The following is a 13,690-nucleotide window of genomic DNA, read 5'->3' on the forward strand; positions in this document are numbered from 1 at the left end:
GCGTCATCGACCGGAGGCCAGGCGGGCGGGGAAGCCGCCGGTCGCGATGGGGCCCCAGCGGTCGATGTGGATGCGGATCAGCGACTTGTCCTGGCGCCGCATGGCCTCGCGGTACTCGTCCCAGTCGGGGTGCTCGCCCGCGATGCACCGGTAGTACTCGACGAGCGGCTCCAGCGCCTCCGGCATGTCCAGCACCTCGCCTCTGCCGTCGACCTGCACGTACGGCCCGTTCCAGTCGTCGGACAGCACGCAGATCGACACGCGGTCGTCACGGCGGGCGTTGACCGCCTTGGCCCGGTCGGGATAGGTGGAGACCACGATCCTGCCGCTCTCGTCGACGCCGCAGGAGACGGGCGAGAGCTGCGGACGCCCGTCGGCACGGGTGGTGGACAGCAGGCCGTGGTGCCGCGGGCGCAGGAAGCCGAGCAGTTCGGGCAGGTCGACGCGGCGCGCGGTCGCGATGTTCGGAGCCATCTCGATATGCCTTTCGGTCAGGCCGTGCAGGTATTCGGATTCCGATCCTCGCAGACCGGCGGCGGCGCGTAACAAGGACGCAACAGCCGTGCCCGATGATCGGCGTCACGAGTGTGAGGAGCAATCATGAAGGTGCCGACGAGCCCGGGCGACGTGCGAGACGCCCTGATCACGAGATTCGGACGACGGAGCTTCCTGCGGGTGGCGGCGGCCCTGGGCGGGGGAGCGGGCGCCACCTTACTGGCGAGCGCGCCACCGGCCGCGGCCTCGGTCACCATGCCCCGCGAGATCCTCCATCCCCGCAAGGGCCCGATCCACGGCAGGCACTACCTCCCGTCCACGCCCGAGCAGGTCAGGTGGGGATACGTCCCGTCCCTGAGCAGCGAGCCCGTGCTGAGGATGAGGTCGGGCGAGACGGTCACCGTCGACTCGGTCTCGCACGAGGGCATCCTGGAGGACCAGGGCCGCGACCCCGTCGCCTACTTCGCCGGGCACGGCGTGCGCCGGGCCGACGTGCTCCAGGACGCCGTCGCGATCGCCCGCGACTACTCCCGCACCCCGCGGAGCTTCGACGTCGACGGCCCCCACGTGGTGACGGGCCCGATCCACGTGGCGGGCGCGCGGCCCGGCGACGTGCTCAAGGTCGAGATGCTCTCGCTGCTGCCGCGCGTGCCGTACGGGGTCGTCTCCAGCCGCCACGGCAAGGGCGCGCTGGCCAGGCAGGCGGGCGGTGGCGCGCCCGACGGCATCACCCTGGAGGAGGTGATGCCACCTGTGGCCACCGACGGGCGGCCCACCGGCGATCCGACGAAGTACGGCAACGTGTCCGTGTTCACCCCGGTCCGGCGGGGACGCGGCGTGCTGAAGGGCGGGCGGTCGAAGGAGGTGACGTTCCCGCTGAACCCGTTCATGGGCGTCATGGGCGTCGCGTTCGCCGCCGCCGACCGGATGACCGACCCCCTGCTCAACTCGATCCCGCCCACCCTCGGCGGCGGCAACATCGACATCCACCACCTCGGCGCGGGCGCCACCTTCTACCTGCCGGTGTTCGCGGACGGCGCGCTGTTCTACACCGGTGACCCGCACCACGCGATGGGCGGCGGCGAGGTGGCGCTGACCGCGATGGAGGGCTCGTTGCGAGCCACCTTCCGCCTCACCGTCTGCAAGCCGGGCTCCGGCGAGGCGCCCTCGGTGGCCTTCCACTACCCGTTCGCGGAGACGAAGGACGCCTGGCTGCCCATCGGCCTGTCCGACCCCGACGGGTCGGGCGACGGCCAGGTCAACGACCTCGACGTGGCCATGCGCCGCGCGGTCGTCAACGCCCTCGACTTCCTGGAGCGGGACCAGGGCATGGAGCGGGCCGTCGCCTACGCCTACCTGTCGGCGGCGACGAACTTCGAGGTGTCGCAGGTGGTCGACAGGACCACGGGCGTGCACGGCGTCATCCTCAAGGAGCACTTCCGGGAGTAGCACCGGAATTCCCGTGTTCTGAAATTTCGGGCGTTGACCGCTCCCGACCAGCACGCCGACGATCGGGCTGACGTCTCATCAGGGAGCGGTCGACGATGAAAGCCGTACGCCTGCACGAGTACACCAAGCGACCCGTGGTGGAGGACGTCCCCGAGCCGAGGGTCACTGCCCCGCTGGACGTGCTGGTCGAGATCGGCGGCGCGGGGCTGTGCCGTACGGACCTGCACATCGTCGAGGGGCAGTGGGCGCGCAAGAGCGGGGTCCGCCTGCCGTACACCATCGGGCACGAGAACGCCGGCTGGGTGCGGGAGGTCGGCTCCGCCGTGACGAACGTGCGGCCGGGTGACGCGGTCATCCTGCACCCGCTGGTCACGTGCGGGCTGTGCCGGGCCTGCCGCGGCGGTGACGACGTGCACTGCGCGAACGCGCGCTTCCCCGGCATCGACTCCGACGGCGGCATGGCAGAGCTGCTGCTCACCTCCGCCCGCTCGGTCGTCAGGCTGAGCCAGTCGCTGCACCCCGCCGAGGTCGCGGCGCTGGCCGACGCCGGGCTGACCGCCTACCACGCGGTACGCAAGGCGCAGCCGCTGCTCCACCCGGGCACGAGCGTCGCTGTCATCGGCGCCGGCGGGCTCGGCCACATCGGCGTGCAGTGCCTGGCCGCCATGACCCCCGCCGAGATCATCGTCGTCGACCGGTCCACGGCGGCGCTGAAGCTCGCCGAGCAGCTCGGCGCCACGCACACCGTGCCCGCCGACGGCAGGCAGGTGGAGTCGGTCGTCGAGCTGACCGGCGGGCGGGGCGCGCACGTGGTGCTGGACTTCGTGGGCGAGGGCGGCGCCGAGCGGGAGGGCGTGGCGATGCTGCGCCGCGCCGGCTCGTACTTCGTGATCGGGTACGGCGGCCGCGTCGAGCTGCCCACCATCGACATCATCTCCACCGAGATCAACGTCATCGGGAACCTCGTCGGCTCCTACAACGACCTCGACGAGCTGATGGCCCTGGCCGCCAGGGGCAGGGTGCGCCTGCACACCAGGACGTACCCCATGGACGCCGTCGGCGAGGCCATGGACGACCTGGACGGCGGGCGCCTGCAGGGCCGCGGGATCCTGGTGCCGTCGAGGAGCTGACCATGTACGACAAGGACGGCGACAGGTACTTCGTCGTGGACGGGCACGTGCACTTCTGGGACGGCCGCCCGTCGAACCAGGCCAACCGCTACGGCACCGGCTTCTTCGTCAACGGCTTCAACACCACCGAGCAGGACGGGGCGTTCGCCGAGAAGTACCCGGACAAGTTCATCGTCAACGGGTCGTGGGACCCGCGCGACGGCGAGGCCGGGCTCGACGCCCTGGAGGCCAAGGCGGAGCGGTGGAGCCTGCGCGGCGTCAAGCTCCACACCGCCGAGTGGAAGGGCGCCTCGAAGGGCTGGAAGCTCAGCGACCCGTGGGCGTACCGGTATCTCGACAAGTGCCAGGAGCTCGGCATCCGCAACATCCACGTGCACAAGGGGCCGACCATCTGGCCGCTCAACAGGGACGCGTTCGACGTGGCCGACGTGGACGAGGCCGCGACCGCCTTCCCCGAGCTGCGCTTCATCGTCGAGCACTGCGGGCTGCCCAGGCTGGAGGACTTCTGCTGGATCGCCACGCAGGAGCCCAACGTGTACGCCGGGCTGGCGGTGGCGATGCCGTTCATCCACAGCCGGCCCCGCTACTTCGCGCAGGTGCTCGGCGAGCTGCTGTACTGGGTCGGCGAGGACCGCATCACCTTCGCCGGCGACTACGCCATCTGGACACCCAAGTGGCTGATCGAGAAGTTCGTGGACTTCCAGATCCCGGAGGACCTGCGCGCCGAGTACGGCGAGCTGACGCCCGAGGTGAAGCGGAAGATCCTGGGCCTGAACCTGGCGCGCCTCTACGACATCCCCGTGCCGGCGTGAACGCGTTGTGGGCCGCGCTGGCCACCGTGCGGGATCCGGAGCTGGACGAGCCGATCACCGACCTGGGCTTCGTCAGCTCGGCCGAGCTGCGCGACGGTCACGCGTCGGTGCGGCTGCGGCTGCCGACGTACTTCTGCGCGCCCAACTTCGCGTACCTGATGGTGGCGGACGCGCTCGACGCCGTACGGGCGGCGCCCGGCGTGCGGTCGGCGCAGGTGCGGCTGGTCGACCACTTCGCGGCCGACGAGATCAACGCGGGGGTGGCGCAGAGCGGGGGGTTCGTGGGGACCTTCCCCGGCGAGGCGGCCGGGGAGCTCGGGCTGGCTCTGCCGGGGCCTGCTGCGCACCCGCTACGGGCCCTGATCACAGCGCGGTCAGCCCGAGCCCGACCAGGACGAGGCCGGCCGCGCACGCCACGGTGCGCAGCGTGTTGAAGGCGGTCCACCGTGGCGAGTAGTCCTTGAACGCCATGGTGCCGGCGTCCAGCGCGTTGTTCATCGGCACGTTGATCGCCACGGTGACCAGGAACGAGCCGACGAAGTTCACTCCCGCGGCGGCGAAGAACCAGGTGGCGGCCATGCCGTCCGCGAGGAACCCGGACACCAGGGCGGCCAGCGGCGAGCCGATGAAGACGAGGAAGAGCCAGACGTTCTGGATCTTCTGGTTGACGCTCCGCATCGCCGACTCGGCCTGGGCGGGGTCGATGGCGTTCAGGCCCGGCATGACGGACATGGAGAAGGCGTAGAAGAGGCCCGTGAGGGCGCCGTGCAGCACGAGGGTGATCAGAGCGAGTACAAGCATGGTCATATGGTGACGCCCGGCCGGCGAGACGGTCCATGGTGGACGATCTCATCTCCATACGCGAGCGTCCACGGCGAGGGCCGCTAGCACGCCACCGGCATCCGGCCGCAGAGAACGGGAAGCCCGCTCCCCGCGCTGAGCACCACCCGGTTCCCCAGCGGCTGCTCCAGCCCGACGACGCCCTCGCCGGACATCCCGACCCCGGCGCACATGCCGCCGCCCTGGTCGGGGACGTCGGTCCCGAGCACCACCACGTCGGAGTGCTCGCTGACCCGCACCCGGACGTCGAGCGGCTCGTGGCCGCAGGCACCGTAGCCGTAGCGCACCAGCAGCGTGCGCTCGTCGAGCGCCTCGAAGCCCGAGACCCCGCCGCCCCCGACGTGCTCGCCGACCAGATCTCCCAGCCGCCCGAGCGCGTCCCAGTCGACCGCGACCTGATCGATCGTGCCGGGCAGGTCGGAGAAGCGCAGCCGCCAGGCGGGCACGGTGGCCATGCCGCGCAGCGTCCTCAGCCGCATCGTGGTGAAGGTGGCCCCGGTCAGGTGGTGGCTCTCGTCGTCGGCGTGGCCGGAGTCCCCGCCCTCCCACGGCGAATGCTCCAGCATCGCCTGGCGCGCCCCGATCACCGGCACCCGCCTGGTGGTCCCGTCGTCCCAGCGCACCTGCGCATCGGCGGGCGTGGCGGGCAGCGGCCCGGCCACCTTCCACCCGAACTCCTCGTCGCGCTCGATCCTCCTGAGCACCTTCGGCGGCATCGCGCTGAGCTCGCCCAGCGGCAGGAGCCCGTCGTCCCACCGCTGTGCCGCGCCGCTCGTCCGCCAGGTACGGACGGCCTGCGCGGCGTCGTCCTCGAACGTCCGGGACGTGCCCGCCGGCTGCGGCGTCCCGCTGAGGAGCAGCAGCACGGCCAGCAGCGTCACCCCTGATCGCACCATGTGGTGATCTTGACAGACCCGCCGGAAGGCTTGCCAAGCGAACGGGATCGGGAGACCGTGGCGGCGTGCGCGATATCCCCGGACCTCCCACCCAGCCGGACAGCGGGCTGAGCGCCATCGCCGCGGCGGGCGGCCTGCACGCCTACCAGCTCGACCTGCACGACCGGTACGGCCCGCTCGTGCGTTTCCAGCTCCCCGGCGCCCCGTCGGCCGTCTCGGTGGCCGACCCCGTGCTCCTGGAGGCCACGGCCGCGGTCAACGCCCGCCCTGACAAGCTCTTCGAGTTCCTGGCCCCGCTGTGCGAGGCGGGCAACCTCCAGACCCTGCCCGCCGACGAGCACGTCCCGTTCCGCCGCGCCCTGCTGTCGGTGCTGGCCGGCCGCCCCTCCCACGAGACCTGCTTCCCGGCCTTCACCGCCCTGGCCACGGAGCTCGCCGACCGCTGGGCGGGGATGGGGGAGGTGGCGCTGCAGCAGGAGCTGAGCGCGCTCTCCCTGCGCATGATCTGCCAGTATGCCCTCGGCGGCGACATCGACGACCCCGCCCGCGTGGTGAGCGCGTTCGAGACCGTGCTGACCGTCTACCTGGGCCGTCTCCACGAAGGCGACGACGACCTGCCGAAGGCCGAGCGGGCGCTGGCGTACCTGCGCGAGGTCGTGGACGGCGTGCTGGCCGCGGGCGGCAGCGACCTGGTGGCCGCCCTGGTCAAGGCCGGCATGACGGCGGCCCGCATCCGCGACACCGTCCTCATGATCATGCTGGCCGCCCACCACACCACCGGCGTGGCCGTCTCGTGGACCCTGCACCTCCTGGCCCGTCACCCGGAGGCCGCGGCGCGGGTGGCCGTCGAGCTGGACGACGTCCTGGGCGACCGGCCCGCCCCGTCGTACGCCGACCTCAAGCGCCTGCCGTACCTGGAGATGGCGCTCAAGGAGTCGATGCGGCTCTTCCCGCCGGGCCCGTACGGCGCCCGCGAGACCACCGAGGACCTCACCCTCGGCGGCCACCACATCCCGGCGGGCACCACGATCTTCTACCCCTTCTGGGCCGTCCACCTGAACGCCGACCACTGGCCGGACCCGCACGCGTTCGTCCCCGACCGGTTCACCCCGGAGGCGTCGGCGGGCCGTGCCCGGTACGCCTACATCCCCTTCGGCCTGGGGCCGCGTAGCTGCGAGGGCGCGAGCCTGGCCATGGTGGAGGCGGAGCTGGTGCTGGCGGTGCTGCTCAGGCGGTTCCGCTTCGAGCCGGTCGAGGAGCATCCCGTGACGCCGGTGGAGCGTTTCGTGCTGTGGGCCGAGGACGACATCAGGATGCGCGTACGCGTGAGGCGGCCTCCCGGATGACCTGAACCTGTGTGGTGCTGATCACGGCTGGTGTGTGGATTCCTCCACAGATGATCCCTGGCGCTCTCCGTAGTGTTCCTGCTGTCGGGACGAGCCCGGCAGCACCGAACACCATCAGGAAGAGGACCCGATCATGCGTAAGACCCTCACGATCGCCGCCCTGGCCGGTTCGATCGCCGTCACCGGCCTGGCCCTCAGCCCGGCCGCCGCCCAGGCCGCCACGACGACCGCGAGCACCGTCACCGTCGTCAAGTGGGGCAAGTTCTTCTCCAGCGACCACAAGGCCTACACCTACGGCAAGACCTGGAACTCGGGCGGCAAGGTGTTCACGAAGTGGTACGGCGTGGACAAGGCCGGCGGCAAGAAGGCCTGGGTGTGGTTCGAGTACTACCAGAACGGCTCCTGGCACAAGTTCAACAAGGCCTGGGACGGCAAGGTCGCCGGCGCCTGGAGCGGCAAGGGGATCAAGAAGGTCTACACGTTCACCTGCTGGGCCGGCAAGTTCGACAACTGCGGCAAGAAGTACCGCATCTACTAAATCTTGAACCGGCATTGCCCGGCATCCCGCCCGGACGCCGGGGCGGTCAGGCGAAGCTACCCATGACAGCTTCCTGGCACGACGAAGCAGGCTCTCATGGTTGGATCACCGCTCGCCGCCCTCGCCCTGATCGCCGCGTTCCCGGCCCCGGCCGTGACGCTGCAGCAGAAACTCACCGCACTCTCGGCGCTCACCCAGCCCACCGACGGCAGCGCCGCCGCCTGGCGCGCCGCCTGGCAGGACCGGTCCTCCTGGGCCCCCTACGCCTTCGACTGGTCCACCGACGTCTGCTCCGGCAGCCCCGACAAGCCGCTCGGCTTCGACTTCAGCCTGCCCTGCACGCGGCACGACTTCGGCTACCGCAACTACAAGGCGATGAGCCTGTTCCCCGCCCACAGGGAACGCGTCGACCAGGCCTTCCTGTTCGACATGAACCAGGTGTGCGCCACGTACGCCGAGATCCGCAGAACCGCCTGCGACCGGCTCGCCCGCTCGTACTATCAGGCGGTGCGGCGACTGGGAGCGGTCCACTGAGGAGGCCACGGTGGCACACCGGGTCAAGGTCGAGGGCGACAGGTATCACGGGCACGTGCCCGAGGGGGCGACGTACGTGGGCAGGGCGGCGCCCGGGCTGAAGGCGAGCCCGTACAACAGCCCGCACAGCGTCGGCGGGAAGGGCTGCCGGACGTGCGGCGGGCGGGTCCACGAGCGGGCCGAGGTGATCGAGCTTTACCGCGTGCACCTGCGCGAACACCCGGAGCTCGTCGAGCGGGCCCGCGAGGAGCTGGCGGGCGAGGACCTCGCCTGCTGGTGCAGGCCCGACCAGGACTGCCATGCCGACGTGCTGCTGGCCGTCGTGGCCGGTCAGGAGCCGTAGGGCCTCAAGCCGTAGGGCCTCGTCCGGCGAGGAGCCGTCGGGCTTCAGCTCGTGGGGACGAGCTCGAACACCGGGTGGTGTCCCGCCTCGGCGACGAAGGCCTCCACCGGTGAGTCCTTCGTGGCCCGGAAGTAGGGGCGCGTGGGGGTCGCGACGGCGACGTAGAGCTTGAGCACGGGCCCGGCCTCCTGGGCCGTGGCCTCCCGCACGGTGTAGGAGCGCCTGCCGAACCGCCGGCTCAGGGTCACCCTCCCGTCCGCGCGGACGTTGTGCACCCATGAGACGACCCCGTAGGGCGCCACCAGCCACCGCTTGCCGGCGTGCTCGACGACGGTCACCGGATTGGTGCGCGGGCGCCCGGTCTTGCGGCCCCGGGTGGTCAGCAGGTAGGAGCCGGGCACCAGGCCCGCCCGGATGAACACGCTGATGATCGCGTCGCCCACGCGGCGGCCACGGCTGGTCCGGAACCGCCGCGGCGGCCGGGAGGTCTCGTCGGGGTGGTCGGGTGTCGTGTCGGCCATGTGCCGCGCCTCTCGCCGCCTGGGCCAATCCCTGGACGTTCCCAGCCTATGTTGACGCTGACGGCTGCCAGGCAATCAAGTTGAAAGTGGACGAAGTCATCCGGCAAGCCACCTGAAATCGGGGGAGCGCACAGTGGGGCCATCCCACCTGAGAAGGACGGTCCCCCCCATGGCGATCACCCGTACCCTTGCCGGCCTGACCCTGGTGGCCACCGCCACCCTCACCCTCACCGCGCTCACCGCCCAGGCCGCGAACGCGGCGAGCGGCCCGTGGGGCCCGTACTACGCGCCCGGCCAGGCCGCCAAGGCCACGGGCACCCTGACCGCCACCGGCGAGGACCACGCCGACCTCCCGACCGCCGACGTCGTGCGCGTCTCCGGCAAGGTGCAGGACAACACCCGCGGCGCGGCGTGCGGCTGGGCCGTCTTCCGCATCACGTACCGGTCCGGGAACGAGCTGCCGAACCGGGAGCACTGGGCCCGCGACTGCTCCTACAGGACCCCGAAGCAGTTCTCCTTCAAGTACCGGCACGTCTACCAGGTCGAGCTCAAGGTGTGCTCCGAGCGCAAGGCCGCCAAGCCGTCGCTCAACTGCCTGTACGCGGGCACGTGGAAGACCCTCTACCTCTCGAAGTGAACGCAGAAGATCATGTACGGTGAGCCCCAGCGTAATCCTCCTCCGGCCTGGAGCCCGCCGTGCCGCACATGTCCCGCCGCCAGGTTCTCTCCCTGTTCCCCGCCGCCGGCCTGCTCGCCGTCGCCGCCTCCCCGTCGCACGCCGCGGCGGTCGACCACGCGAGGCTGCTCGCCAACACCCTCGCCATCTTCGCCGGCACGCCGGACGTCAACGCCCGCCCCGAGGTGGCAGGCAAGCTCGCCGCCATCCTCGCCACCGCCCGGCAGCGGCTGGCGGCCATGGACCAGGCGGGCGAGGGGCAGCTCTTCGCCGGCCTGACGCTCGGCGCCGACGACGTCAACCTCCGGCTCGCCTACCAGTACCTCTACGAGATCGCGCTCGCCACGCGCGCGCCCGGCAGCGCGCTGGCCGACGACGCCGCCGCGCAGCAGCGCGTCGCCGGCGGCCTGCGCTGGCTGCACGAGCGCCACTTCGGCGACCAGTCGGCCGGTTACTACGGCAACTGGCACAACTGGGAGATCGCCATCCCCGCCCACGTGAGCAGGACCCTGCTCCTGCTGCCGGAGGCCTTACGCGGTGACCTGACGGCGACCTACCTCGCCTCGATGGACGCCTACCTCCGCAACGGCAAGGACGGCGACGTCGACCTCGACTCCCGCTTCCACACCGGGGCCAACCTGGCCGACATCACCGCCAACCGCATCCTCCAGGGCGCGCTCACCGCCGACGACGCCCGCGTCACCAAGGCCGTCGCCGACCAGGCCACCGTCTTCGCCACGATCGACCCCTACCGGCTCCAGCACGGCGTCACCGACGGCTACTACCGCGACGGCTCCTTCATCCAGCACCATTCGGTCGCCTACACCGGCTCGTACGGCCGCGGCCTGCTGACCCGCGTCGTGCAGACGCTGAAGATGCTCGAAGGCGTGACCAGCGGGCCGCAGGACCTGCCGAGCGTCGTGTACCGGTGGATCACCGACGGCTTCGCCCCGCTGATCTTCGAGGGCTGGATGATGGAGATCGTCAAGGGGCGGGCGGTCTCGCGCACCAGCAGCGGCTACACCGACATCGGCGTGGTCGTGGAGGCCATCGCCGACCTGGCCGACCACGTCGATGACGCGCTGCCGCTGAAGCGGTACCTGCGGTTCCTGCCGGCCGCGGACACGGCCGCGTTCGTCTCCCCGGTGAGCATCGCCCGGTACGCCGCCATCCGCGCCGACTCCGGCATCCCGGCCGCCGACCTGAACCCGCCCGAGCGCAGCGTCGCCTTCAACGCCATGGACCGCACCGTGCACCGCCGCCCCGGCTACGCCTTCGCGCTGGCGCGCAGCTCGGAGCGGATCAGCAAGTACGAGTACATGAACGGCGAGAACCTGATGCCCTGGTTCCAGGGCGACGGGGCGTACTACCTGTACCTGGCGGGCGAGGACCAGCGCGAGGTGTTCGGCGTCGACTACTACACGGCCGTCTCGCCGTACCGGCTGGCCGGGGTGACCGCGCCGGTGGAGGAGCGGCGGACGGTGCCCGAGCTGTACGGCCGCTTCTGGTACGAGAACCCGGGCCATCCGCTCAACTTCACCTCCTCCTCGGAGTCCCAGAACACCTACGTGTACTTCCCGCGGGCGCGGAACGCCTTCTCGGGCGGCGCGACCCTCGGCGCGTACGGGGTGGCGGGCATGGTCCAGTCCGACGACGCCGCGTACGCCGCGAAGCAGGAGGGCCTCCTGCCCGGCGACTTCGTCGCGTACCGCAACGCGCGCGCCACCAAGTCCTGGTTCATGTTCGACGACGAGATCGTGGTCCTGGCCGCCGGCGTCTCCGGCCAGGACGGCCGGGACGTGGTGACCACCGTGGACAGCCGCATCGCCGCCCCTGGCGACGCGGTCGCGCTCACGGGCGAGCACTGGGACGGGCAGCCCTGGCAGCCGGGCGCCCCGGGCGCCCCGGGCGCCTCGCCACGCTGGCTGCGCTACGCCAACGGCACCCGCCGCACCGCCGTCGGCTACGCCTTCCTCACCCGGCAGCCGGTGACGGCGGGGCTGGAGACGGTCACCCGCAGCCGCCGGGTCGTCCGCGTCGCCAACCCCGACACCGGCGTCACCAAGAACGTGTTCACCGCCACGATCTCCGGCGACGTCCCCGCCTTCGCCTACGCCCTGGTGCCGAACGCCACCGAGCCCGCCCTGCGCGCCTACGCGGACGGCCCGCTGACCGTCCTGGCCAACAACCGCCACGTCCAGGCGGTGCGGCACAGGACGCTCGGCATCGTGGCCTGCAACGTGTTCGGCCAGGGCCCGCGCCAGGCCGGTGGCCTGCTCGTCGACGGCCCGGCCTCGGTCATCGTCCGCTCGTCGGGCGGCCGTACGGTGGTCGCGCTGTCCGATCCGACGATGGAACGCGACCGCGTCTCGGTCGTCGTGCACGGCGCCCGGCTCCGGCTCGACACGGCGGACGAGGGGGTGACGGTGCGCCGCGTCCCGGGCGGAACCCTGATCCAGGCCACGACCCACCACGCCTACGGCCGCACCTTCACCGCCACCCTGCACTGAGCGCATGGAGCGAGCCCGCCAGCTCGTAGGTGAGATGCTCATCTACTGCTTCGTGGTCGTCCTGGCCACCGGCGCCTTCCTGGCCTTCCACTACACGCCCGGTGGCCACGAGGTGCTCTACGACGGCGGCTACGCGCCGCTGAGCGGCGTCCCGATGAGCGCGGCCTACGTGTCCACCCTGGAGATCAGCTTCGACGTACGCGGCGGTCTGCTCATCAGGCAACTGCACCTCACCTCCTCGACCCTGCTCCTGCTGGGCGCCGTCGTGTGGGTCATGCTCGGACATTTCCGGTACGCGCCCGCGTGGCTGGGCCTGGGCCTGCTCGTGGTGAGCTTCGCGGGCGGCTACGGCTCCGTGGACGACCTGCTGTCCGGCACCGTCCTGGGCGGGCTCCCGATCGCCGTCTGGTACGGCCTGCACCTGCTCGCCGCGCTGGCCCTGATCGTCACGCTGGTCGTCTCCTCCCGCAGGGAGGCCGCCGACCGGCCGCGGACCCCCGGTTTCGTGGCCCTGGCCATCGCCCTCACCGCCCTGGTGTTCCTCTGGCCCTGACCGGGAATCTGTTCCCTCAGGGGTCAGGAGGTCGCACATGCCCGTCATCGTGGGCGCCATTGCCGCCCTGCTCACGTTCATCGTGATCGGCAGCCTGCTGGCACCGCTGGGCACCATGCATCCGGTGGAGATCGCGATCATCGCGTTCGTGGCGATGGTGGCGGGCGTCGCGGCGGGCGTCTGGGAAGTCCGCCGCCGCCGGAGCTGAACTGCTCATAAAAGTGCTCATTCGGTGAGCACTTTCGGGGGCGATGATGGTGGCACACCTCAGGGAGAAGGAGCCCCAGATGCTTCGAGGACTCACCACCACCGCCTTCTACTCGCCCGACTTCGAGGCGACCAAGCGCTGGTACACCGAGCTGTTCGGCATCCCGCCGTACATGGACACCCCGGCGTACATGGAGTGGCGCATCGGCGACTACCAGCACGAGTTCGGCGTCATCCACAGCAAGTACGCCGGCAGCCCGCTGGCCATGACCCCCGACCCCGCCACGATCGGCAGGCCCGCGGGCGCCATCGTCTACTGGCACGTGGACGACGTCCCCGAGGCGCAGGCCCGGCTCGTGGCCATGGGCGCGACCGCGCACGACTCGCCCCACGACCGCGGCACCGGCTTCATCACCGCCTCCGTGATCGACCCCTGGGGCAACGTCCTGGGCCTGATGTACAACCCGCACTACCTCGAGATCCTCGCCGCCATGAAGGGCACGTCATGACGATCTTCCCCGACGCGGCCGCGTGGCGGAGCTGGCTGTCCGAGCACCACGACACGGAGACCGAGGCGTGGGTGGTGCTGGCCAAGAAGGGCACCACGCGGCCGACGAGCCTCACCTACGAGCAGGCCCTGGAGGAGGCGCTGTGCCACGGCTGGATCGACGGCCTGACCCGCGCCCGCGACGCCACCACCTACCTCCAGCGCTACACCCCGCGCCGACCCCGCAGCAACTGGTCCGCGCGGAACCTCGCCAGGGTGGAGCGCCTGCGGGAGCAGGGCCGCATGCGACCGGCGGGCCTCGCCGCGGCCGAGCGCCGCTAGCCGCCTCAGGT

Annotated in this window: 17 protein-coding genes and 1 pseudogene; 14 read left to right on the top strand and 4 right to left on the bottom strand. The window is 71.3% G+C overall.

The annotated features are described in order from the left end of the window. Positions 1-3: 3 nt before the first annotated feature. The gene (locus tag HD597_RS55190) at positions 4-474 is read right to left on the bottom strand and encodes a PPOX class F420-dependent oxidoreductase (RefSeq protein ID WP_253756205.1); all 471 of its coding nucleotides are present in this window, start codon (positions 472-474) and stop codon (positions 4-6) included. Between the two features lie 126 nt (positions 475-600). Here HD597_RS55190 and HD597_RS55195 point away from each other — a divergent pair, with 126 nt between their 5' ends. From HD597_RS55195 to HD597_RS55210, 4 genes and pseudogenes are all read left to right on the top strand, one after another. Continuing rightward, the gene (locus HD597_RS55195) at positions 601-1,944 is read left to right on the top strand and encodes an acetamidase/formamidase family protein (RefSeq protein ID WP_253756207.1); all 1,344 of its coding nucleotides are present in this window, start codon (positions 601-603) and stop codon (positions 1,942-1,944) included. Positions 1,945-2,039: 95 nt separating this feature from the next. Then, entirely contained in the window at positions 2,040-3,074 is a 1,035-nt protein-coding gene (locus HD597_RS55200) for an NAD(P)-dependent alcohol dehydrogenase (RefSeq protein ID WP_253756209.1), read from the top strand. Next, a pseudogene (locus HD597_RS55205) lies at positions 3,056-3,886 on the top strand (amidohydrolase family protein); the annotation flags it as partial. The gene HD597_RS55200 and the pseudogene HD597_RS55205, both read left to right, overlap by 19 nt. Beyond that, a complete protein-coding gene (locus HD597_RS55210; RefSeq protein ID WP_253756213.1) occupies positions 3,883-4,320 on the top strand; it encodes an iron-sulfur cluster assembly protein in 438 nt (145 codons plus the stop codon). The pseudogene HD597_RS55205 and the gene HD597_RS55210, both read left to right, overlap by 4 nt. Here the strand turns inward: HD597_RS55210 and HD597_RS55215 are convergent. Both HD597_RS55215 and HD597_RS55220 read right to left on the bottom strand, forming a co-directional pair. Continuing rightward, on the bottom strand, positions 4,250-4,687 hold the full coding sequence (locus HD597_RS55215) for an anthrone oxygenase family protein (protein ID WP_253756215.1): 438 nt from the start codon (positions 4,685-4,687) through the stop codon (positions 4,250-4,252). The two genes, HD597_RS55210 and HD597_RS55215, sit on opposite strands and share 71 nt — an antisense overlap. Before the next feature lie 83 nt (positions 4,688-4,770). Then, a complete protein-coding gene (locus HD597_RS55220) occupies positions 4,771-5,622 on the bottom strand; it encodes a hypothetical protein (RefSeq protein WP_253756217.1) in 852 nt (283 codons plus the stop codon). Between the two features lie 65 nt (positions 5,623-5,687). On the opposite strand from HD597_RS55220, the gene HD597_RS66325 reads away from it, so the two are divergent. The 4 genes from HD597_RS66325 (at position 5,688) to HD597_RS55240 (ending at position 8,383) form a co-directional block, all read left to right on the top strand. Further along, complete coding sequence (locus tag HD597_RS66325) at positions 5,688-6,968, top strand: cytochrome P450 (RefSeq protein WP_253756219.1); 1,281 nt, start codon at positions 5,688-5,690, stop codon at positions 6,966-6,968. A 133-nt stretch (positions 6,969-7,101) separates the two neighbouring features. Next, the gene (locus HD597_RS55230; RefSeq protein WP_253756221.1) at positions 7,102-7,506 is read left to right on the top strand and encodes a hypothetical protein; all 405 of its coding nucleotides are present in this window, start codon (positions 7,102-7,104) and stop codon (positions 7,504-7,506) included. A gap of 96 nt (positions 7,507-7,602) precedes the next feature. Then, a complete protein-coding gene (locus HD597_RS55235; RefSeq protein WP_253756223.1) occupies positions 7,603-8,040 on the top strand; it encodes a phospholipase in 438 nt (145 codons plus the stop codon). Between the two features lie 10 nt (positions 8,041-8,050). Next, a complete protein-coding gene (locus tag HD597_RS55240) occupies positions 8,051-8,383 on the top strand; it encodes a DUF4326 domain-containing protein (RefSeq protein WP_253756225.1) in 333 nt (110 codons plus the stop codon). A 44-nt stretch (positions 8,384-8,427) separates the two neighbouring features. Here the strand turns inward: HD597_RS55240 and HD597_RS55245 are convergent, their stop codons facing one another. Beyond that, positions 8,428-8,904 (bottom strand): nitroreductase family deazaflavin-dependent oxidoreductase, encoded by a 477-nt coding sequence (locus HD597_RS55245; protein WP_253756227.1) that lies wholly within the window; start codon positions 8,902-8,904, stop codon positions 8,428-8,430. A gap of 169 nt (positions 8,905-9,073) precedes the next feature. On the opposite strand from HD597_RS55245, the gene HD597_RS55250 reads away from it, so the two are divergent. The 6 genes from HD597_RS55250 to HD597_RS55275 all read left to right on the top strand — a co-directional run bounded on the left by HD597_RS55250 (position 9,074) and on the right by HD597_RS55275 (position 13,679). Continuing rightward, a complete protein-coding gene (locus HD597_RS55250) occupies positions 9,074-9,541 on the top strand; it encodes a hypothetical protein (protein WP_253756229.1) in 468 nt (155 codons plus the stop codon). A 68-nt stretch (positions 9,542-9,609) separates the two neighbouring features. Further along, positions 9,610-12,090 carry a polysaccharide lyase family 8 super-sandwich domain-containing protein gene (locus HD597_RS55255; protein WP_253759879.1) on the top strand — a complete coding sequence of 827 codons (2,481 nt, stop codon included), beginning with the start codon at positions 9,610-9,612 and terminating at the stop codon, positions 12,088-12,090. Positions 12,091-12,094: 4 nt separating this feature from the next. Beyond that, a complete protein-coding gene (locus tag HD597_RS55260) occupies positions 12,095-12,643 on the top strand; it encodes a hypothetical protein (protein ID WP_253756231.1) in 549 nt (182 codons plus the stop codon). Positions 12,644-12,680: 37 nt separating this feature from the next. Beyond that, positions 12,681-12,851, top strand: a complete 171-nt coding sequence (locus HD597_RS55265) for a hypothetical protein (RefSeq protein WP_253756233.1) — start codon at positions 12,681-12,683, stop codon at positions 12,849-12,851. Between the two features lie 79 nt (positions 12,852-12,930). Continuing rightward, the gene (locus tag HD597_RS55270) at positions 12,931-13,359 is read left to right on the top strand and encodes a VOC family protein (RefSeq protein ID WP_253756235.1); all 429 of its coding nucleotides are present in this window, start codon (positions 12,931-12,933) and stop codon (positions 13,357-13,359) included. Continuing rightward, positions 13,356-13,679: a YdeI/OmpD-associated family protein gene (locus HD597_RS55275; RefSeq protein WP_253756237.1), complete on the top strand. Its 324-nt coding sequence runs from the start codon at positions 13,356-13,358 to the stop codon at positions 13,677-13,679. The genes HD597_RS55270 and HD597_RS55275 overlap by 4 nt, the downstream gene beginning before the upstream one ends. Positions 13,680-13,690 lie beyond the last annotated feature (11 nt).

This window comes from Nonomuraea thailandensis (genome assembly GCF_024172165.1).
GTDB classification, from domain to species: Bacteria; Actinomycetota; Actinomycetes; order Streptosporangiales; family Streptosporangiaceae; genus Nonomuraea; species Nonomuraea thailandensis.